This is a genomic window from Ruegeria sp. CDSC002, assembly GCF_059610905.1.
The window spans coordinates 552197-572288 of the sequence record NZ_JBXWOM010000001.1 but is presented as its reverse complement, the minus strand read 5'-3'; the positions used below and the strand labels follow the sequence as shown (position 1 = coordinate 572288).

Below are 20092 nucleotides of genomic sequence, written 5' to 3'. Positions count from 1 at the left end.
GATACATGATACCCTAAAATTGGCAGATTACCGAACGCACCCTGAAACGCCGTTGCGGACGCGCCAAATCGGGTCGCTCTAAAACAGAACTTTTTTGATGGGTTGCGCGGGTTGAGGCGCAACCCCGCAGTCGGTCATCTGCCGCAGGTCAATCTCGATGCTGCGACACAGGGCCGAGATCGGAACATCGGTTACATCCCCTTCGAACGGATCCTCCATCGAGGCGCTGACGCGTTCGGTGACAAAGAAGATCCAGCAGACTAGCGCCCCAACCGGCGCAAATGTCAGCCAGTCAAAAATCACGAGCTGCAATACGGAGATATCTGTTTCGGGGATGATCGATCGCTCGTCGTTGAACGCCAGCGGCAGCATGAAGATGAAGATCCAACTGAAGACGCGACCGACCTCGGCAACCTGTCTTGGGAACGGTGTGTTTTTGATACGCTCACATTGCCCCTGCGTCGTCGTAAACCGCGCGAGGCGGTCCATCAGGGCGACGTGCCAATAGGGGTCAATGCCACGGCTGCGCGCCAACTCAGCAAGCTTTTCGCCCTGAAGAAACATCAGATAGGCGGCGCGATTGCTCTTGCCTTCAAGCCTGGGCAAGTCGCTTTCCAATTGGCGTTCACGCCAGCATTCGGGCTTTTGATGCAGCTCGGTGCGGTCTGAAATAGGTTTGTGTCCAAACATCCATGGACGTCGGCTGCGTCCTGTCGGCGAGGGCTGGCGCAGCTGAAAGGCAAGCATATTGAGCCATGCGATGTGACGTTCGATCAGTTCGTCGCGCAGCGCGGGATCAATCGGTGTGCCGTCGGGCAGCACCAGATTGCTAATAGTGTTGCCCCAGTCCCTGCTGGCATTGACGATCTCGCCCCAGATGCTGCGCGCTTCGGACCAGCGCGCAAAGGCCGATGTGTTTTTGAAGCCCAGAAAGAATGCCACTGCCAGCCCGAGCATGGTGACGGGCGGGCTGGGGTTCGAGATCAGCTCGATTGTCGTGAGTTCATCCGCCAGTACAACCAGCAGCGTCCATGTCAGCACGATGCAGATAAAGCCAAAGGAGCCTTTGACCATCTGTCGTACAGTTATTCCGTCGTGAAGGATCATGACCGACCGGGTCCTGCGCAATTGGCGATTGCAGATCAGTCTAACGGCTTATTCTCGGGCAAGTCTATGCCAGCGTTGTTTAATTCTCGAGGTCTGAAAAATGAAAAGCCCCGCATCTGCGGGGCTTTGTCAGTCTATCTTGCCGGGATTAGTGGGCGTGGCCTTTATCCCAGTCTTCCTGCTTTGGCAGCTGCTCGAACGTGTGCTCGGGCGGCGGGGTCGGCAGGGTCCATTCCAGCGTATCCGCGTATTCGTTCCAGGGGTTCGGCCGGGTCTCACGCTTGCCACGCAGCAGGGCGTAGATCACGATGCCGAAGAACAGCAGGAACGAGGCGAACGAGATGAACGCGCCAATCGACGATACATAGTTCCACTGGGCGAATGCCTCAGGGTAGTCGATGTAGCGGCGCGGCATGCCCTGACGGCCCAGGAAGTGCTGCGGGAAGAAGGTCAGGTTGGCGCCAATGAAGAACATCCAGAAGTGAACCTTGCCCCAGAATTCCGAGTACTGGCGACCTGTCATCTTGGAGAAGTAGAAGTACATTCCCGCAAAGATCGCAAACACGGCACCCAAGCTCATCACGTAGTGGAAGTGCGCAACCACGTAATAGGTGTCGTGATACGCACGGTCCACACCGGCTTGCGACAGAACCACACCGGTCACACCGCCAACGGTGAACAGGAACAAGAAGCCGAAGGCGAACAGCATTGGTGTCTTGAACTCGATCGAACCGCCCCACATGGTCGCGATCCACGAGAAGACCTTAACCCCGGTCGGCACCGCAATTACCATCGTGGCCAGCATGAAGTACGCCTGCTGACGCAGTGACAGGCCAACGGTGTACATGTGGTGCGCCCACACGACAAAGCCCAGCACACCAATCGCGATGATCGCCCAGACCATCGGCAGGTAACCGAAGACCGGCTTGCGCGAGAAGGTTGCGATGACGTGGCTGATGATGCCGAACCCAGGCAGGATCACGATGTACACTTCCGGGTGGCCAAAGAACCACAGGATGTGCTGATACAGGATCGGATCGCCGCCACCGGCGGGATCAAAGAAGGTGAAGCCAAAGTTGCGATCCATCAGCAACATGGTGATCGCACCTGCCAGAACCGGCAGGGACAACAGAATCAGCCACGAGGTGACAAAGATCGACCAGCTGAACAGCGGCACCTTGAACAGGGTCATGCCCGGGGCACGCATGTTCAGGAAGGTGGTGATCATATTTATCGCGCCGAGGATCGAGGAGGCGCCCGATACGTGCACGGCAAAGATCGCAAGGTCCATGGACATGCCGCCTTCGGTCGTAGACAGCGGCGGGTACAGAACCCAGCCTACGCCCGAACCGAGCTGATCGTTACCACCGGGGCTCAGCAACGAGGCCACACCCAGCGACGTACCAGCGACATAAAGCCAGAAAGACAGGTTGTTCATCCGCGGGAAGGCCATGTCCGGTGCACCGATCTGCAACGGCATGAAATAGTTGCCAAATCCGCCGAAAAGCGCGGGGATGACCACGAAGAACATCATCAGAACACCGTGGTAGGTGATCATAACGTTCCACAGGTGTCCGTTAGGCGTACAGAGCTCGGCTCCGCTACCGAACAGTCGGAAGCCTTCCAGGCACATATGCTGCACCCCGGGTTCCATCAATTCGATCCGCATGACAACAGTCATCAGAACTGAAATCAGACCGGCAAGTGCCGAGACGACCAGGTATAGAATCCCGATGTCCTTGTGGTTGGTCGACATGAACCAGCGCTGGAAAAATGTGCGCTGGTCTTCATGGTCGTGACCATGAATGGCTGCGTCTGCCATTATAGGTGCCTCCTGTTGCAACTGCACCGCGCAGTTGGACCTCTCCAACGCGCGGGATTCCTGCTGGTTTTAGATTGCGGGGGGACGACCTTCAATGGTCGAGTTTGATCTGGATCAAGATTAATTGTCGCGGGCAGGAGGGCGACCCGCGAAATTTTCACCAAATTCCGCATTCATCTGGGTATCAGCGCCCCGAATTCAAGGGGGCGGCTGGGAATTGCGTTCCCCGCTTGACCCGGGCCGGGGTGCGCCGCAGAACTGTCGGCAACGCGTCAATCGGAGAATTGAAATGACCGCCTATGATCCCGAGAATATTTTTGCCAAGATTTTGCGCGCAGAGATCCCTTCGAGCCGAGTATACGAAGATGACGATACGGTGGCCTTCATGGATATCATGCCGCGCGCGGACGGGCATCTGCTGGTGATCCCCAAAACCCCTTGCCGCAACATTCTGGATGCAACGCCTGCACAACTGGCGGCTGTGACCGCAACGGTCCAGAAAATGGCCAAGGCTGTCGTCGCAGCGTTCGATGCGGACGGGGTCACGATCCAGCAATTCAACGAGGCCGCCGGAGGGCAGGAGGTGTTCCACCTGCATTTCCATATTCTGCCGCGCCATGATGGTGTTGCTGTGCGGGCACCCGGAACGATGGGCGATTTCGACCTGATCGCGCAGCATGCCGAAAAGATCAAAGCTGCGCTGAGCTGACTGGGAGGCAGTTACGTCAAGTGCGTGTGTGGCCCCGCGCACTCACTATGATCGCCAAATGCGTGAAGCACGGCGCAGACATGGTCGTGCTTGCCATCGCAGGCTTTGGAAATTCGAGACAGTTCCGCCTCGAGGCTGCGCAGGCGGGAAATACGGTCCCGTAGGTCGGCCAGTTGTCTTTCGGCAATTTCATGCGCTTGGTTAAGGTCGCCGCCAGATGCGCCTTCCAGAGACAGCAAACCTTCGATGTCGGTCAGCGGTAAACCCAGATCGCGGCAATGGCGAACAAAAAGCAGTCGTTTTAAGGCAGTGTCGTCGTACCGGCGCTGATTACCCGCTGTTCGATCCGGGCGCGGCAACAGCCCCTTGTCTTCGTAAAACCGGATGGTCGGAATCTTGACCTGCGTGTGACGCGACAGATACCCAATTGAATACATCTTTTTTCCTCAGGGCTCTTGAACCTCTAGTCACTAGAGGAATTACATGCAATGTGCAGCCGTAACAAGGGACACACATTTTAGATGGCACATGATCACTCTCATAAGGGGCACAGCCACGCGCACCACCACATAGACCCGGAGGCAGGGGACGCGCGCGTTGCTTGGGCCATTGCCGTCAACATGTTCTTGACGCTGGCACAGGTCATTGGGGGCATTTTTTCAGGGTCGCTGGCGTTGATCGCCGACGCCCTGCATAATTTCTCTGACGCCATCGCGCTGGTCATCGCGTTTTTCGCCAGCAAAATCGCCCGCCGACCTGCCGATCCACGCATGAGCTTCGGCTATGGCCGGGCCGAGGTCGTCGCAGCGCTGGTCAACTACACCACTCTGGTCGTGCTGTCGGTGTACTTGTTCTACGAAGGCGTGATGCGGTTTTTTGAGCCTGAGCCGGTTAACGGCTGGATGGTCGTCTGGATCGCGGCACTGGCTTTGATTGTGGACCTTGTCACGGCTGCGCTAACTTACTCGATGGCCAAGGACAGCATGAACATCCGGGCGGCCTTTCTGCACAACGTGGCGGACGCCTTGGGATCGGTGGCCGTGATCATTGCCGGCACCGCGGTGATCCTGTTCAACTGGACATGGGTAGACCCCGCCGTCACGATCCTGATTTCGGTCTACATACTGTGGCATGTCAAAAGTGAAATTGGCGAAACGATCCGCGTTCTGATGATGGCAGCGCCCCCAGAACTGGAACCGGAGGAGGTCGCCTCGGCCATCGAGGACATACCGGGTGTGTCCGAGGTTCACCATGTCCACCTGTGGAGCATGCAGGAGAGAGAGCCAGCGTTGACGGCCCATCTGGTCGTGGACGCGGCGGCCTGGGCCGATGCGGAAGGGGTGAGGGCTAGCGTCAGACAATCGCTCCGTGACCGGTTTGCCATTGGTCACGCCACGCTTGAGCTTGAGCAGATCGACCGCGCGTGTGTCGGGTCGTCTCGTTTTGGGCATACAGAAGAGAAGCTATAGAGTGGGATGTGAATTGCCGCTCCGATTTGGGGTCGGAACGGCAGACTCGTTAACAAAAAATTTTCCGATTACTCAGGATGACCCAAGATCACCGGTTAACACACCACTCACTCTAAGAACGGTAAATCTATACTACCCGCAAACACGCGGGATGTATCCATTTGAGTGAGTTTTTCACCCATTTGCCCTATTTGTACTGTAGCCATTGGGAAATTTTGGCTCAGTATGGAAACAGCGGGGTTAAAAATTGCCGGATTGTTAACAGCGCATTGATTCTGAACGATTCGCAGGTATCGATTTAGCCCCCATTGGGGGCAAAAACCTCTGAGAAGGTTTTCCGCAGGGCTGTGTCCACGTCCACCAAGGTAACCGGCAACCCCAGATCGACAAGCGACGTGACCCCATGTTCGGTGATGCCGCAGGGGACGATGCCCGAAAAATGTTCGAGGTCAGGTTCGACATTGATCGAGATGCCGTGGAAGCTGACCCATTTGCGCAAGCGCAATCCGATCGCGGCCACTTTATCCTCGGCAGGTTGGCCCGAAGGGGTCAGCGGTTTGTCATTGCGCCGCACCCAAACTCCAACGCGACCGTCACGGATTTCACCATGCACGTTGAACTCGGCAAGCGCTGCGATCACCCATTCTTCCAGTTGCTTGACGAAACGACGCACATCCTTGCCGCGTTTGTTCAGGTCCAGCATCACATAGGCCACGCGCTGGCCGGGGCCATGATAAGTGTATTCACCGCCGCGCTTGGCCGCAAAGACCGGAAAGCGATCCGGGTCGGTCAGGTCTTCGATCCGGGCCGAGGTGCCCGCGGTGTAAAGCGGCGGATGCTCCAGCAGCCACACACATTCATCCGCTTCTCCCGCCGCAATTGCGGCCACGCGCGCCTCCATGAAGGCGACGGCATCTTTGTAATCGGTCAGCCCGTCAGTGATCTTCCATTCCATAAGTGCTCCTTACCGCCGGGGCAGGGCGAAGAAAAGAGGTCACGCAGCTTCGGTCAGGCACCGCTGCAACAGGTCAGAATAGGTTTCGGCCCCTTGCGCACCGGTCACCAGGTACTTGCCCTCAAACACCATTGACGGGACACCTGAAACACCACGGCTGGTCCAGAATTGCTGCTTTTGGCGAACTGGCGCAATGTGATCGCCCGAAGTCAGAGCCGCTTTGGCGGCGTCCCGATCCAGACCCGCCGCTTGGGCCGCATCAAGCAGGACCTCGGATTGGGATACGTCCTGTTGATTGGTAAAGTAAGCCTCGAACAGGGCCGTCTTCAACGGATGCTGGCGGCCTTGCGTTTCGGCCCAGTCCAACAGTTGATGTGCTGCAAAAGTATTCACCATCCGGCTGTCGTCATTGAAGTTGAACGTGAAGCCAAGCTCGGCGCCGATCTGGGACAGCCGATCGCGAGCCTGCTGGCTCTGCTCAACCGTAGAGCCATACTTCTTCATAATATGTTCGCGCAGGTTCTGGCCCTCTGGCGGCATATTGGGGTTCAGCTCAAAAGGATGCCATCTGAGATTAGCCAGCACGTTTTGTTCCTTCAAAGCCAGGTCCAGCTGGCGAAACCCCACGATGCACCAGGGGCACACAACGTCTGAGACGATATCAATCTGGACAATTGGGCGGGGATCTTGCGCGGTCATTGGCTGGCTCCGGGGAAGGGGGAAATAAACTCTGTCTGCAGTACAGATAAGGATGGCAACACGGAATTCAAATCGGCTTGTTTTTTGCCTCTTCACATCCTGTTCGCCACCGTCTATACGCCCCTCAACCAAGTCATTGGCAGTGCGGTCGTGGCGGAATTGGTAGACGCGCAGCGTTGAGGTCGCTGTGGGGTAACACCCGTGGAAGTTCGAGTCTTCTCGACCGCACCATATCTTGTAAGTTATTGAAAATAAAAAATAAAAACAATACCTTTCGGAGTGAAGCTCAAAAAAAATCACTGTAATTTCAACTGTTTCGTAGACCTTTACGCAATATTTTCGCATCGATTACGCATAAATTGAACGGCATCGTTTGCTTACGTACAGGCGGCAACCTGAGGTTGCCACTAGATCTGCCACTCAGAAGTTCATCGACGCCCAGCAACTTGCAAAGCATTAAATGGCGGGTGTTCAAGGGTTGGACCCCGACGATAGCTGGACCCGTCGGCTAGTGGGGGAAAGCCTAGAAGCCCGTGGAGTGGCCCGCGAAGTTGTAGCCGCTATCCTGAACCTTGATCAGGAACCCCCGAAGCCGATGTTGTTCGACATGCTGGATATTTACGCGCGGGACAACGAGTGAATTAGTTCAAATTGAGAGTGCCGAATCGATGAATAAGCTGAAAAACGTTAACAGTTTGGTAGCCATTGGCTTCTTTGTTTCCAGTTCCTATCATTTGGAACAGCGGAAACGAACAAAACACGAGAAATTCTCAGTGCTTGGATACTTCATACCTTAATATAATTCTTGTGATATCGCGGCCTGCAAGTAGGAGGCCTTTTTGCCGAAAGTTGTGAATCTACCGCATCTTAGGAAATGTACTTAGTAACGAGTTTGCTGTTCCGATCGCATGATCGGAACAGCATTTTCTTTTTGGGGTTGCATTGGCATTACGCAGACTCCCTCTTTTCACCACAGGCGGTTTCGAGTGTGCCACGAGGTCTTATGATTTTAGGGTTAACTATACCACGGAAAATCCGCTCTGGAACCATGGGATTGCTTCGAAGTAGTACGGTGATGTACCATCGAAATTGCTCAGTAGGATTCCGCTAATGTTGCTTGTATTGCATGGCGCAGGGTAGTGAGGTCTGCTCGTCTCCGGCGGCACCTACTTCATGCCCGCTTATGGCGGGAAGCATAATAAAAAACTCTGTGCCTTCACCAAGTTTGCTTCTGTAGTCTATTTCTCCTCCAAAATGCTCCACAATTTCCTTTGAAATGTGCATCCCGAGCCCTGTACCGCCTGCGTGACGTTCATCGGAAGAGTCAATCTGTGAAAAGCGATCGAAGACTTTGTCCTGGCACCCCTCGGGTATCCCTATGCCGTGGTCTTTGACGAAGAGGCGAATCTTCCCACGGACTTTTTCGCATCCGACGGTTATCTCGCCTCCATCAAGGGAAAATTTGGCTGCGTTGGAGATCATGTTGGCCAACACTTGAAGAAGGCGGGACGCATCACCTTTAACGAACAGATCTTTGTTTCCCCTTATGTCCTCCACAATTCCTACGTTGTGAGCACTGGTGTACCCGGTGTTAACGGAAATCGCTTCCTGAACCAGCGTATGTACATCAATAGTTCCTTCACGGTAGTTCATTTCACCGGCCTCCATTTTTTGTATGTCCAGCACATCATTGATAAGTGATGCTAGCCGTTCGCTGTTTTTGCACGCTAAGTGTATGAGGCTTTGCATTGAATCTGGAACTTCACCCAATGCGCCTGTGTTGATTAGGTCAAGTGACCCCTTGATCGATGTAAGAGGCGTACGCAGCTCATGGCTGACTGTCGATATGAACTGAGTCTTTGCAATGTAGGCCGCTTTTGTTCTTTCGTGCTCTGCTTTGAGCTTTTCGAGTTGCTCCAAATTCCTGCGGTAGAGCTTCAGAAACACCATCGAACAGTCGATCAGAAAATACATTACAAAGATAACGGTGAAGAAGTGCAGCCAGAGTTCAGAAGAAAGCTCGGGGCGTTCGATCCAGATATCCTTGACGACAATCAACATGAACGAAACGCCGTACATGGCCAAACGGACAATCATCGCCCACAGAAACTGATGGTTGTTCATTGCTGCAAACAACGCCGCAGCAAACAAGAAGAACATTGGCGTAAAGTGACCACCGGCGGGCTGTGCGAAAGCAACTGAAACTGCGTACAGGCAGATTGCGGCTGAGCTCAGGACCGTGTTCAACAGAATCCAAACAACCATCATACCTATTGCTTTGTGCTGGTCTGGCTTTAAGCGCGGTACGCGTTTGGCCAGCAATAAATCTTGCACTTCACAAATGAGGATCGTCCCATAGAACAGCATGGCGTTAAAGGGATCGAAGAAGAACGCAGTCAAAATGGTCGTGGCCAGATAAATAGCCTGCCGCTGCCACAGAAGCGCAAAGCTCATGGCAGTATAATCTATGATGTTTTGCAGAAGCCGGTTTTCCGTTTCACCGGAAGCCCGGTCCGGCAGATTAGCGTCGGTGGCTGTCATCCAAATGTCTTCGTTTTTCGCGCTTGGAAAGTACCAATACCGGCATAATGAGGACTTAGTTGGTCCAAATTGGGTTCACAGTTTGGCGCCAATCCTTTGAAGCCTACCGCGATTGTTGGGCGATTCACGCAAGTTTTTGGTATAGGAGGCCGCAAATTTTTTGCACAATTGCAGAGCAGGGTACCCAAAATCGAGGATCTCGTTGCTAAGTGGGAATTTTTTCACCTTAATGTGTCCGAAAGAAGGAATAATTCTAAAAGGGTTGGGGCTTGACTGCAGTTGAAATTTCGAAGTTGAGGCAGGGTACTGTCGCTCCTGTTACCGCTAGGCTTGCGACAAAGCCGGTGACACTGCTTCAGTTTGCAAGGTCAGCTGGCCGCAACATGTTTGAAGTCATCCCGGCAGAAACTCTGCGTGAAACTTATGTTCGTGGACCTTTGAACATACACTATATCTGCGATCCTGAAATGGTAACCGAATTACTCGTCGGCCAGGGCCGTTCGTTTCCCAAAGCCAAGTTCACCAAAGACATTATTGGATCGGCTGTAGGCAACGGTTTAATACTCTCAGAAGGGGAAAAATGGCGTCAGCAGAGGCGAAGGTATTCTCCATTGTTCGCCGCCAGAAACCTCCCGGTTCTGGCTCGGCATTTTGCAGAGACTGGTGTCGAGATTGCAGACTCATTGGCGGATCACGAAGGCCCAGTGGATATTGCACAAATTGCGCCTGCATCAACATTGACGAATATTTCTAGAGTGATTTTTTCAGGTAATAAGGAAGTCAGTTCAGAGCAGGTACGAGTGGGGCTGATCAAGTATTTCGAGTACATTTCTGATCTGTCCCTTTTCGATTTAATGGGTTTGCCAAAGTGGTTGCCGCGGAAAAATTGGCTACGCAGCTTGGCCCCGGTTACCAATATGCGAGACCTCGCCAGACGGGTAATAGATCAGCGTCGGGCCGAAGGCCGTAGCGAGCCATTGGACTTCCTCGATTTCATGATTGAGGCGTTGAAAACCGATTTCGAAGATGAAGCGACAACTGTTGACAACCTTTTGACCTTTGTCGTCGCTGGTCATGAAACTTCCGCTAACGCATTGGCCTGGGGATATTATCTGCTTGCCTTGCACCAAGATATGCAAGCAAGAGTTAGACAAGAAATTCGATCTGTTCGCCCAGAAGGCCTATTGGAATTCTCGGACCTGGAGACAATGCCACTCTTGCGCGCGCATGTTAAAGAGACGCTGCGGCTTTATCCCTCCGCCGCGTTTTTTGCCAGAGACGCAGCTGCGGACCTTGAAATTAAAGGGGTAAAGATTGAAAATGGCGATGCGTTGTTTTTCCCAGTTTACTCTTTGCACAGAAATGAAAAATTATGGGATGCTCCCAACGACTATCGGCCGGAACGGTTCCTGGGATCTACACTGCCTCGAGGTCAGTACATTCCGTTCGGAGATGGTCCCAGAATCTGCATTGGCGCTCAGTACGCTGAAACTGAGATCATGGTGCTTATGGCTTCGGTGCTCCGTAGAATAAATTTTTCGACTACTGAGTCAGAAATACCGGAACCAGTTTTGACGTTCACCATGCGTACCAGTGGCCCACTCATCCTCAATGCCGAACGGGTTCGCGACTAAAGTTAATATCTAAACCCTAGTGCTCGACTTCTGTTCGAGGTCGGCCTTTGCCAAAGACAAAGCTTGCTACCGGCGAGTGAGGTAAGTGTCATCGCCGTACATTTCACGCAGGACGGTATCAAACAATCTATTGTTGGCCATTTCTTTGCGATGCGGCGTGTGCTTTGAAATCGAGGGGCAGGTCGCAACAAGGCCCTTTCTGAGATTGGTCTCACGAAGATTCACCATTTTAACAGCCGTGTCCAAAGATGCGAATGCTCCAACCTTTGTAATTGAACGAAGCGACACCGGTGTACTGTTCACCACCTTAAGATGGACAGAGGCGCATCGGTTAGTGAGAACGGTCCTTAGTTCCTGGTTTAGAAAAGCTTCGGTTGGAATATTCAGGGTGCGTTCCCGTCCATGTGTAATAACGAGAAAAACGCCACTCCCTCGATAGGAATAGATTCCTCCGGCGGCCTGTGTTGTCTTTTGAATGCAAAATCCAATGTCGGAAACAGCGCGCCGAAAATCTCCAAATTCCCTCAGATCAAAGTGGTACCCCGCATCGCGAAATTTGATTGCTGTAACCCAAGAGTCAAATCGGCGCCCCCGTGAAAGCTGCTCCACATAGTTGTCGAACTCGACATACCCCAAGCATTGTTCCTGCTCGTCGATAGACAGGGGGTCTTCAAAACTGAATTTCTGATTAAAATCCAGTTCACTACGAAGACTTTCTATCGACGCTGAAGAGGATTGTGTTTTCTTTCTCTCCATCATTAGAAGATGGGCGGCGTTCATACGGCTGCGCAATTCGAAGAAGTCGAAGGGCTTAGTTATGTAATCAAATGCGCCTTCTAAAAATGCCCTCTCGATGTTCTGCCTGTCATCTAGAGCAGTTAACATTATAACAGGTGTTTCCAGATTGTCCGGCAAGTTTCGGATTTGCGAAAGCAACTCTATCCCAGAGGTTCCGGGCATCTGAATGTCAACAAGCAGACAGTCGAATGGGGATTCCGCTGCTTCTATCTGCCGGAGCGCTTCATCAGCTGAACTGGCGGCAACCACTTTGCAGTTTTCGAGTTCAGGAAGTGCTGATTGGAGCAATTTCAGAATGTCAGGATCATCATCAACCGCCAGAACAGCAAGCGCGGTCTTTCTTTGTGCTCGAAGCTCCAACTTTTTTTGGAACCGATCACTTACGAATGTGGAATGTCTCATAACTGGTGAACCACCGATATCCTCATAACGGGTTAAACTTATGAGGCGAGTGGGTCGAAACAGCGGCAAAAATGGAGAAAATCGTCGTAGAAAGGGGTTTTTTCTTGACCTTTATTTGGCGCCAGCGGCTTCAACGACGAGTTGCCAGTTATTGTTGTGAACTACCGTCGCATTCTCTTAACATTTTTTTTTTGGCAATTTGTTCGTGCCTAAGAGCAGTCTAAGATCGCAAAACTACGGAATTGAACCACGGTTGGAAGTTCAAACATCAATTCTGGAAACCCCACTAACATGCAAAACAGCCGCGGTTTCCCAATAGTCTGAAAATCAATCATAGTTGCTAAGAAATCTGCGCCGAGCGTCCAAGAGTACAAAAGACGCCCTAGTGGCTGAGTGGTTCCATTTACTTATGGATGTTGAACAAAACCGACTGACTGACGGTGCCATCGATGGAAAACTTTGCGCCGACAGGCGAGGCATTGATGCCCAGTCGCCGTGACCACCGTGCCCAGACTGAGGGGACGATGCCCAGTATGCTGGTCGCACCACCTTCCATCGCGACAGTAGTCATCTGGTGAAACAACTCCTGTTGAACCAGCAGCCTGCGTGACGATGCAACATCCTTTGCCACGAAGAAACGGGATGCTTCCCAAACAGAGTGCTTTACCGGGGCGTCCATAAATAAAACGTCAGATGGTATTCCTTTAAGGATACCTCTTTGCGCGTCGCGCAGCATATAACTATATACGCCGCATTCTGCAGTCGTGGGTAGAAGTCGCACACCTCCTAAAACTTCACCGAATTCATGCAACACAATCCATCGACAGGCTGGCGTGTCGTATTGGTCGAATTCCATCCCGTCAGCTTCACCGACTTGCCACTTTAACTGGTCAATGAAAATTGACTTTCTGGTTTCAAGGTATTTTGCCAGCAGGGTGCCATACTCGTAAATATTGCGAAAATTAAGTGTAGTCGCGCGAATATTGCCAATGTCACCACGTGACGTTGGCGGAATGTTTTTGACAGCAAAAATTTCTAGTCGCGCTAAAGCATTTGGTGCGCCTGAAGTCCCGTTAGCAGGTGTCAGTTCCGGAAACCCCTCCGGGAGCGGGTATGTCTGCTTATACCTGAGTGGTCTGTCCATATTTTACTCATATTTTTGACACACTTATGGCAAGATTCAGCTCAGCAAGTCCACAACCCTATGCGGTAGTTGTCCGAATAGATGGATAGGTGTGTCTAAATCTCCTCCCTCCCTTTGGTTGAGTTTACTGACTGACCAAAAACTTTAGATAGTTCTTGGCTGTTATTTTCTCCCGCAGGCTTCATTTATTCCCTCGCGTCTGGCAACATTTTGAAAAAAGACAGCTTCTTTTGCGTATTCCTTTCGAATTCACGATGGATCAGGCGCCGTCTCGCTTTCCGATAATGTTTCGAGGTAGCCGTGACGGCTGATAGGAGCAAAATCAAAATGGCATCAAGAATTGGAGGGATTTACTTTTCAATATGCGCACTTGCGCGGAAAATATTGTGCAAATTAAAAAAAATGCACAGACATAAGGAAGCCCGCCTTATGTCACCGTTTTGCCGCCTTCGTAAGAGAGGATGAAGAAACCCTGAGTGTTTTATGCGCCAGCCAAACGTTGCCTTAAGTCTGCAATGCCCAACGTTTGGTGAGGTGCAAAAGGTTGGTGAAAAGTTATGCGTATACTTGCTGTAGACGACGATCCGAGCATCCTGGAGTTGCTAGATAAAGTTCTGGACGCGTTCGGTTATAAAGATGTCGTCACCGCCAGAAGTGGGCGGGAGGCCATTGAAATACTGTCGAGACCTAACGAAGCGTTCGACTGCTTGCTACTTGATGTGCAGATGCCGCAAATGAACGGCATTACTCTTTGCGAAGAAGTGCGAAAACTACCGGAACACACGTACACGCCCATTATCATGGTGACCGCCATGGTACAAAAAGAGTACATCGACGAGGCATTCGGAGTTGGGGCCACAGACTACGTTACAAAGCCTTTTGAGTTCTCTGATCTGAAGCAGAGGTTGTCCGACGCGTATAGGATGGCAGCGGAACGCAGAGCCGCAATCGAGGTGCTCGAAGCTGAAGCGGATTTTGAGTTGTGTTTTGACAATAGTCCGGACGTTCGCTTAAGTGATCCGCAATGTTTCGGAGAATTGCCCGGATTCATTGGGTTAGCTGAATTTGAGAACTACGTAATTCAGCTTTCAACGATGCACTCCATGGCTGCAAAACTTGTGGCGGTTAAATGCACAGGCGCTGAACAAATCTATAAGACGAGCACGGTCAGTGAATTCCGTAATGCCATGACTTTAGCTGGCACAGCAGTTCTGTCAGCTAATCAGGAAGGGCGTAAAGTGGCGACCTATTGGGGGAATGGCGTGTTCTTGGTGATCTACGACAATCAAATTGACTTGAGAGTGGACCAGTTGGGTGCTCCGCTTCCGGAAGCATTGAAAGATATTTCCGGTGATGCCACTTCAGGCCGGCCAATTGGCTTCCAGGTGAGCGAAGAAGTTATGCTAAAAGCCAAAACCAAGATGGAGGCGTTGTTCTTGATAGACAAGGCCGTCGAAATGGCTGAAATGTCGGAAGGTCGAGCGGCGAATATCGGTTGAAAAACTGCACACATGGATGGTGATTATGACCAGATACTGGTGGAAAGAGCACGTTAAAACGCCCTAAGTTTTTTTGGGGGGGGAAGTAAAGCTACGCGCTCATTCATAGGGCGGTCAAACTGTGTGCATTTGCCCTACTTTGTTCGATCCTAGCGCCCATCCGGCGGCAACAATTCGGAGAAAGAACCCGTCAGCCTTTTCTCGGGGTCCGACTTGATGCGAGATCTGGTATCCCCGCCTTTCTTTCATTCCCTGAATAGTAAACTCTTATCTTTCTATGGCTTCACACCCAAGATGCGCTCATTTGTTTCTGCGCCTTGCTCTGTAAACCCAAGCGAAGTGGGTTGGGCCGCTGACGGCAATTCCTCCAATTTGGTCCTTCGGTTTGCCGCGTGACCACTACCAATATTTGGGCCCCCCTCAGGTTCTCAAATAATCCCAAGAGTTCTGCGGAATTTTCGAACTCTCCAACTTCTTGGCACAGTTTTGTATGAGGGTTCAGTTTTGAGTGCAGCAGCTAAGATATTGAAAAATAGAAAATTAGTAAACGGCATTGGTATAGTAATTGCCCTGTTAATCGGGTCAGTATTTTTGGCTGTCGTATCGCCTGAGTTTGGTTTCGTCACGGGCTTATTGCTGTTGCTTGTGCCGGGGTTTGCGCTGATCAAGCCGCTGCCTAAGCTCAAGCTGGGCCATAGAGGTTTTAGCTTCGCTGTATTGTCCTTCGTCGGGATGCCAGCCACGTTCAGGTCACTTAGCATGGTAAACAAACAAGAGGAAGTTGAATCAGCGTTACTTAAACAAGACAACCCAGAGGCATACCTTCCCTCGCTAAAAGACAAGGACCAAGAACTCTGGATTTCCGAAATGGCGGATATCGGCCCGGAACGGTATGCTGCCGAATTAGTTCGAATTGATAAAGAGCAGGAACTTCGCCATGCGGAGGCAGCGGCACGGTGTGAAGCAGAAAACCCTCTGCACGCGCAAAGCGTGTGCCATAACTATCTGGACGAAAAAACCGGAGCCGATTGACAGCCTCCACAACACACAATACCTCCTTGCACAGCACACATTTTGAGAAACCAGACGGCTAAAGAAGGGCGTTTTGCTCATAAAAATATTGGGTCTGAGAAGCTAGTTCGAAATCGCCAGATGCTTCTCGACCGCACCATTATACTCCCGAAACACATGAATTTCAGCGCCTTTGTCGTGTAGAGTTGCACCAGTTTGCTCTGGAATGACCACTTCACTATTTCCTGTCTCGCCCACGCGGATCGGGATGTGTATGAGTGGGCAAGACTTTTTGGGAAGGATAATATGTCTCAGTCCATCACCGTGTTCACAACGATGAAGAACGAAGGCCCGTATATGTTGGAATGGGTTGCGTTCCACAAAACACTGGGCGTCGACCATTTTGTGATTTTCACCAACGACTGTGATGACGGAACGGACAAAATTGCTGCAAGGTTGCAAGAGCTTGGCTTGGCCACTCATGTCAGCAATGAAGTGAAAGAAGGAGGCAATCCCCAGCACCAGATGCTGCGCCGCGCGCGCCGCCAACCCAAGGTCAAAGAGGCCGACTGGCTGCTGTGTCTGGATGTAGATGAGTTTTGGAATATCCGCTGCGGCGACAACGGATTTCATGACCTTATTGCCGAGGTCGAGCAAAAAGCAGGGCAACCGGCCGATGCGATATCTTTTGCGTGGAAGTTGTTTGGAAGTTCGGGAAACATCAGTTTCGAAGACAGGCCAGTGACCGAGGTTTTCTCGATGGGGGATCAAGAGTTCTCCTATCATTCAAGCCGCGCTTTTGGGCTGAAAACGCTGTTCCGAAATAATGGCAAGTTCACCCGGTTTGGTCCGCATCGCCCAAAGGGATTTGACGAGGAGGTAGCGCCTGACATCGCTTGGTCAGATGCTGGCGGAAAGCTGTTTCCAGCCGATAAAGTCGGTTGGCGGGCGTGGCGCGGGTTCGACCATTCCCTGGGACGCATCCACCACTATTCAGTCCGGTCCATGGACGGGTTTCTGGTCAAGCGCGACCGGGGACGCACAAACCACATCAAGGTGGATCAGGGACAAGCCTACTGGCAGGACATGAATGCCAACAAAGAGGCCGACCAATCCATCTTGCCTGCCGCACGCCGCGCCGCACCTCTGCTGGCCGATCTGAAGGCGGATGAAGAGTTGAACGAATTGCACGCGCAGGCCTGCGACTGGCACCGAGCCAAAGTGTCCGAAATCAAGATGCGCCCGGAATGGGTAGAGTTTCGCGTCTGGCTCGCCGATAACCTGATTTGATCACTATGGCCGAAGACCTATCGAAAGAGCAGCTGAAACCGGAACACCCTGATCGCAAGACAGGGTATGAGCGTATCCTGACGGATCCCGCTCCGCCTTGGTTTGTCGAGCTGTACCCCGGCGGCGACGGCACTGGGTACTTTCAAAAGCTGGAACGCCACTCGATCCTGTTCCATCAGCGCTACCCGAAGCGTCTGGTAGTCAGCTTCGACAATATCGCCAACGCCAATGACCTGTCCTTCGCGCGCGAGCCGTGGGGCTGGAAATTCTTTCGCGACGAAGGGTGGTCCCACATGGGCGTCTTCGCGCGCACCAAGGCATGGTATCGCGACCCCGAGATCATTTCCTATTTTGAAAACAAGGTCGCCGAGGGGTTCTTTGACCGGTTCGATCAGGTGGTTTTTGCAGGCGCATCGATGGGCGGCTTTGGGGCACTGACCTTTTCGGCGCATGTACCCGGCGCGCATGTGATCGCGTTCAACCCTCAGACAACATTGGATGAACGGCTGGTGCCTTGGGAAACCCGCTATAGGTTCGGCCGCGTACAGGATTGGGATTTGCCGATGAGCGATGCGGCTCAAACTGTTCAGACAGCTGGTAAGGCCTACGTCTTTTACGACCCATTCTTTGATTTGGACCGGCAGCAGGTTCAGCGTCTGCAGGGCGACAACGTGATGTTGCTCAAGACCTGGTTTTCAAACCATTTCGCGGCGCCCATGCTGCGCAAGCTGGATATCCTCAAGCCCGTGATGCTGGGGGCGATGGACGGCTCACTGGATACGGTTGGGTATTACAAGATGATGCGCGCCCGACGTCGCCTGCCTATGTATATTCGGGGGATTGAGGCAATAGGCGCCGAGCGGCACCCTGACTTGGCGGCAAAAGCCCGGCAGCGGTTCCGCCGACTGCGCCGGCAGGCCATGGCCGAGAAGGAAAGGGACGCCTCGTGAGCGCCGCCAAAGGTGTGTTTGTCGGTCAGCGCAAGGACCGCATGGGCGCGCGGTTGCTGATGATGCTGACTTGCATCCGGCTGGCCGAAGATTTCGGCACGACCTACCGGGTGAATTGGTTCCCGCAGGGCGCGGACGCACCCGAGCTTGACCACCCACAAGAGTTGTTCGCGCAGGACTGGATGGATGAACATTTCCTTACTCCTAAGGAGTTCGGAGCTCTTTCGCAGAATGCCTTGCCAATCTGGTCCTTCCAAAGCGACACCTCGTCCGACCGCCTGATTGCGCATCTCAACGCCGGACGGTCGGTGTTGGTCGAGGAAGGTTTCGAGGTGCTGGCCTTCCCGTGGGAGGACGTCGAGACCATCCGGCCAAGGTATCGCGACTTCATCCACCGGGTCGGGTTCACGGAAGAAATACGCGAAATTATGGATTGCGCGGATGCCAGACTGTCAGGGCAGGGTGTATCTGCCTATCACATCCGCCGTGGTGATATTTTGAATGGGTTGCCGTGGAAGCACACGACCTGGCCCGCAAAGATCGAACCCGAAGAACTGTATGAGGCACATCTGGCGAAGAACACCGATAAAGGGGCCATTATGTTCTCGGACCAGCCGGAACTGATTGCCCGGTTTCAGAAACAGTTTCCGCATCTATTGCAGATGTCAGACATTGCTGATGTCTCAGGCATGACGCGAGCAAAGCGGGATTTTCTTGAACTCTACACAATGTCGCGGGCGGATCAGGTAATTGCGCCTGCAGTTTCGGCATTTTCGATGGCGGCCTCACGGATTGCAGGACATCAAAGCAAGATGTTTCGGGACGTTCTCTCAGAAGACGAACTCAATGCCGCTAACGAGAAAGTCGTTCAGAGACTGTCCAAAGGAGATACGGGGTTTCTAAATCCGTCCGAAGCTGCACACATTTACGCAAAAGCGACGTTTCATCTGTTTGATTTTCGCGCTGAGGATCGCACTGCATTGGCAACGGAGATTGGAAACCAGATCCTTGAGGCCGGAGCGGACAATGCGTTCCTGCCAGTGTTACAGGCAATTAACTTTTTCTATTTGCGGCGAGGCGACGAAGCATTGCAGATGGCCGATCGGGCGTTGGGAGATATTAACCTCTGGCCCGAGGACCACGCGGTAGCGCGCGCGTTGAGGGCTGCGGTTCTGGGCTCTCAGAAAAAAAGGTGGATGGCGGCACGAGAATTCAGCTTGGCGTTTTGGGCCAAACCTCTGCGGCCGGATGTTACAATTTTTGGGTCGCGCCTGTTGTTCCGTGATCAACTTGCTTTCAGGGCACTGCCACCAATCGACTGGGCTGTTCAGAAATCAATTCGTAGATCTTGGTTCAATTTCAATGCACATGTTGCGCAACGGAAGGTTATTGCCCGCCGTCCGTGTAACTTTGATCTCATTCTTCTGGATTGGTCCGTTCTGTCTCTGGATGAACGCGCGCGGCGTTTGAAAGGCAACAGAGAACGTCTTTTGGCGCTGCAAGATGGTCTTAAGACCATGAAGAACTTGTCACCAGATGCCCAGTTTTCCGAGGATAGCCCCGAGCACAAAAGTTTGACATCCGTGCTGCAGGTTCGTCTGGGCCGGATGCCAAATGAAAAGGCCATTGATGTTGCGCAATGGGTTTGTACACAACGTCCGGACAATCCTCTTTATCAGAAACGTCTGTCAGAACTATATGAAGCGGAAGGCGACAATTCGCGGGCGCGTTTGGCGATGGCGGATGCATTAGCCTGTGATCCCGGTAATCCGTTTCTGATTTTCGCGATGGGGTGTTTTCTGGACCGGATTGGCGCAGAAGAGCAGGCACATCAACAAATTATGGAAGCAGCCGACATCGATGACAATACAGCGGCAATACAGGGTGCTGCAGGGCAATTATTGCTTCGACAGGGAGAAAAGGCCAAAGCCCGAAAATACCTGTCCCGGGCGCGTGACCTTTGCCCCAAACTCAAGCGGTTCTCGAACCAACTTAAACGGGCAGGTGGGTAATTGACCGGATTTCCCCTTGGTAGTTCCACTAATTCAACGTAATTTACCGG

Annotated in this window: 17 protein-coding genes and 1 tRNA gene; 10 read left to right on the top strand and 8 right to left on the bottom strand. The window is 52.5% G+C overall.

Features of this window, described 5'->3' with window-relative positions:
• Nucleotides 1-78 precede the first annotated feature (78 nt).
• Entirely contained in the window at nt 79-1107 is a 1029-nt protein-coding gene (locus tag AC2FJE_RS02900; protein ID WP_282168545.1) for a bestrophin family protein, read from the bottom strand.
• Nucleotides 1108-1255: 148 nt separating this feature from the next.
• On the bottom strand, nt 1256-2929 hold the full coding sequence (ctaD, locus tag AC2FJE_RS02895) for a cytochrome c oxidase subunit I (protein WP_058277640.1): 1674 nt from the start codon (nt 2927-2929) through the stop codon (nt 1256-1258).
• A gap of 289 nt (nt 2930-3218) precedes the next feature.
• Here ctaD and AC2FJE_RS02890 point away from each other — a divergent pair, with 289 nt between their 5' ends.
• Complete coding sequence (locus AC2FJE_RS02890; RefSeq protein ID WP_282118720.1) at nt 3219-3638, top strand: HIT family protein; 420 nt, start codon at nt 3219-3221, stop codon at nt 3636-3638.
• Nucleotides 3639-3649: 11 nt separating this feature from the next.
• Here AC2FJE_RS02890 and AC2FJE_RS02885 read toward each other — a convergent pair whose 3' ends face one another.
• Nucleotides 3650-4075, bottom strand: coding sequence for a MerR family transcriptional regulator (locus AC2FJE_RS02885; RefSeq protein ID WP_496753640.1), 426 nt, complete (start codon nt 4073-4075; stop codon nt 3650-3652).
• 84 nt (nt 4076-4159) lie between these two features.
• On the opposite strand from AC2FJE_RS02885, the gene AC2FJE_RS02880 reads away from it, so the two are divergent.
• Nucleotides 4160-5107, top strand: a complete 948-nt coding sequence (locus AC2FJE_RS02880; RefSeq protein WP_496760614.1) for a cation diffusion facilitator family transporter — start codon at nt 4160-4162, stop codon at nt 5105-5107.
• A 298-nt stretch (nt 5108-5405) separates the two neighbouring features.
• On the opposite strand, the gene lipB is transcribed toward AC2FJE_RS02880, so the two are convergent.
• Both lipB and AC2FJE_RS02870 read right to left on the bottom strand, forming a co-directional pair.
• On the bottom strand, nt 5406-6062 hold the full coding sequence (gene lipB / locus AC2FJE_RS02875) for a lipoyl(octanoyl) transferase LipB (RefSeq protein ID WP_496753642.1): 657 nt from the start codon (nt 6060-6062) through the stop codon (nt 5406-5408).
• Between the two features lie 39 nt (nt 6063-6101).
• Nucleotides 6102-6761, bottom strand: a complete 660-nt coding sequence (locus tag AC2FJE_RS02870; protein WP_496753643.1) for a DsbA family oxidoreductase — start codon at nt 6759-6761, stop codon at nt 6102-6104.
• Nucleotides 6762-6905: 144 nt separating this feature from the next.
• On the opposite strand from AC2FJE_RS02870, the gene AC2FJE_RS02865 reads away from it, so the two are divergent.
• Nucleotides 6906-6992, top strand: a tRNA-Leu gene (locus AC2FJE_RS02865).
• A 229-nt stretch (nt 6993-7221) separates the two neighbouring features.
• A complete protein-coding gene (locus AC2FJE_RS02860; protein WP_282168539.1) occupies nt 7222-7401 on the top strand; it encodes a hypothetical protein in 180 nt (59 codons plus the stop codon).
• A gap of 467 nt (nt 7402-7868) precedes the next feature.
• Here the strand turns inward: AC2FJE_RS02860 and AC2FJE_RS02855 are convergent, their stop codons facing one another.
• Nucleotides 7869-9302, bottom strand: coding sequence for a sensor histidine kinase (locus AC2FJE_RS02855; RefSeq protein ID WP_496760613.1), 1434 nt, complete (start codon nt 9300-9302; stop codon nt 7869-7871).
• Nucleotides 9303-9571: 269 nt separating this feature from the next.
• On the opposite strand from AC2FJE_RS02855, the gene AC2FJE_RS02850 reads away from it, so the two are divergent.
• Complete coding sequence (locus tag AC2FJE_RS02850; protein ID WP_496760612.1) at nt 9572-10936, top strand: cytochrome P450; 1365 nt, start codon at nt 9572-9574, stop codon at nt 10934-10936.
• Nucleotides 10937-11002: 66 nt separating this feature from the next.
• On the opposite strand, the gene AC2FJE_RS02845 is transcribed toward AC2FJE_RS02850, so the two are convergent.
• Together AC2FJE_RS02845 and AC2FJE_RS02840 are read right to left on the bottom strand one after the other, a co-directional pair.
• Complete coding sequence (locus AC2FJE_RS02845; protein WP_496753649.1) at nt 11003-12136, bottom strand: response regulator; 1134 nt, start codon at nt 12134-12136, stop codon at nt 11003-11005.
• A 403-nt stretch (nt 12137-12539) separates the two neighbouring features.
• Entirely contained in the window at nt 12540-13280 is a 741-nt protein-coding gene (locus tag AC2FJE_RS02840) for an acyl-homoserine-lactone synthase (protein ID WP_282168536.1), read from the bottom strand.
• Between the two features lie 557 nt (nt 13281-13837).
• On the opposite strand from AC2FJE_RS02840, the gene AC2FJE_RS02835 reads away from it, so the two are divergent.
• The 5 genes from AC2FJE_RS02835 (at nt 13838) to AC2FJE_RS02815 (ending at nt 20042) form a co-directional block, all read left to right on the top strand.
• Entirely contained in the window at nt 13838-14779 is a 942-nt protein-coding gene (locus tag AC2FJE_RS02835) for a response regulator (protein ID WP_496753651.1), read from the top strand.
• Nucleotides 14780-15283: 504 nt separating this feature from the next.
• Nucleotides 15284-15811, top strand: coding sequence for a hypothetical protein (locus AC2FJE_RS02830; protein WP_496753653.1), 528 nt, complete (start codon nt 15284-15286; stop codon nt 15809-15811).
• 285 nt (nt 15812-16096) lie between these two features.
• The gene (locus tag AC2FJE_RS02825; RefSeq protein WP_282118697.1) at nt 16097-17080 is read left to right on the top strand and encodes a glycosyltransferase family 2 protein; all 984 of its coding nucleotides are present in this window, start codon (nt 16097-16099) and stop codon (nt 17078-17080) included.
• 5 nt (nt 17081-17085) lie between these two features.
• The gene (locus AC2FJE_RS02820; protein ID WP_496695087.1) at nt 17086-18030 is read left to right on the top strand and encodes a hypothetical protein; all 945 of its coding nucleotides are present in this window, start codon (nt 17086-17088) and stop codon (nt 18028-18030) included.
• Nucleotides 18027-20042, top strand: a complete 2016-nt coding sequence (locus tag AC2FJE_RS02815; RefSeq protein ID WP_496760611.1) for a hypothetical protein — start codon at nt 18027-18029, stop codon at nt 20040-20042. The genes AC2FJE_RS02820 and AC2FJE_RS02815 overlap by 4 nt, the downstream gene beginning before the upstream one ends.
• Nucleotides 20043-20092: the final 50 nt, after the last annotated feature.

What these genes read in the sequence shown, in the direction of transcription:
- AC2FJE_RS02900 (WP_282168545.1), bottom strand. Translation starts at nt 1,107, where the DNA reads ATGATCCTTCACGACGGAATAACTGTACGACAGATGGTCAAAGGCTCC.
- ctaD (WP_058277640.1), bottom strand. Translation starts at nt 2,929, where the DNA reads ATGGCAGACGCAGCCATTCATGGTCACGACCATGAAGACCAGCGCACA.
- AC2FJE_RS02890 (WP_282118720.1), top strand. Translation starts at nt 3,219, where the DNA reads ATGACCGCCTATGATCCCGAGAATATTTTTGCCAAGATTTTGCGCGCA.
- AC2FJE_RS02885 (WP_496753640.1), bottom strand. Translation starts at nt 4,075, where the DNA reads ATGTATTCAATTGGGTATCTGTCGCGTCACACGCAGGTCAAGATTCCG.
- AC2FJE_RS02880 (WP_496760614.1), top strand. Translation starts at nt 4,160, where the DNA reads ATGGCACATGATCACTCTCATAAGGGGCACAGCCACGCGCACCACCAC.
- lipB (WP_496753642.1), bottom strand. Translation starts at nt 6,062, where the DNA reads ATGGAATGGAAGATCACTGACGGGCTGACCGATTACAAAGATGCCGTC.
- AC2FJE_RS02870 (WP_496753643.1), bottom strand. Translation starts at nt 6,761, where the DNA reads ATGACCGCGCAAGATCCCCGCCCAATTGTCCAGATTGATATCGTCTCA.
- AC2FJE_RS02860 (WP_282168539.1), top strand. Translation starts at nt 7,222, where the DNA reads ATGGCGGGTGTTCAAGGGTTGGACCCCGACGATAGCTGGACCCGTCGG.
- AC2FJE_RS02855 (WP_496760613.1), bottom strand. Translation starts at nt 9,302, where the DNA reads ATGACAGCCACCGACGCTAATCTGCCGGACCGGGCTTCCGGTGAAACG.
- AC2FJE_RS02845 (WP_496753649.1), bottom strand. Translation starts at nt 12,136, where the DNA reads ATGAGACATTCCACATTCGTAAGTGATCGGTTCCAAAAAAAGTTGGAG.
- AC2FJE_RS02840 (WP_282168536.1), bottom strand. Translation starts at nt 13,280, where the DNA reads ATGGACAGACCACTCAGGTATAAGCAGACATACCCGCTCCCGGAGGGG.
- AC2FJE_RS02835 (WP_496753651.1), top strand. Translation starts at nt 13,838, where the DNA reads ATGCGTATACTTGCTGTAGACGACGATCCGAGCATCCTGGAGTTGCTA.
- AC2FJE_RS02825 (WP_282118697.1), top strand. Translation starts at nt 16,097, where the DNA reads ATGTCTCAGTCCATCACCGTGTTCACAACGATGAAGAACGAAGGCCCG.
- AC2FJE_RS02820 (WP_496695087.1), top strand. Translation starts at nt 17,086, where the DNA reads ATGGCCGAAGACCTATCGAAAGAGCAGCTGAAACCGGAACACCCTGAT.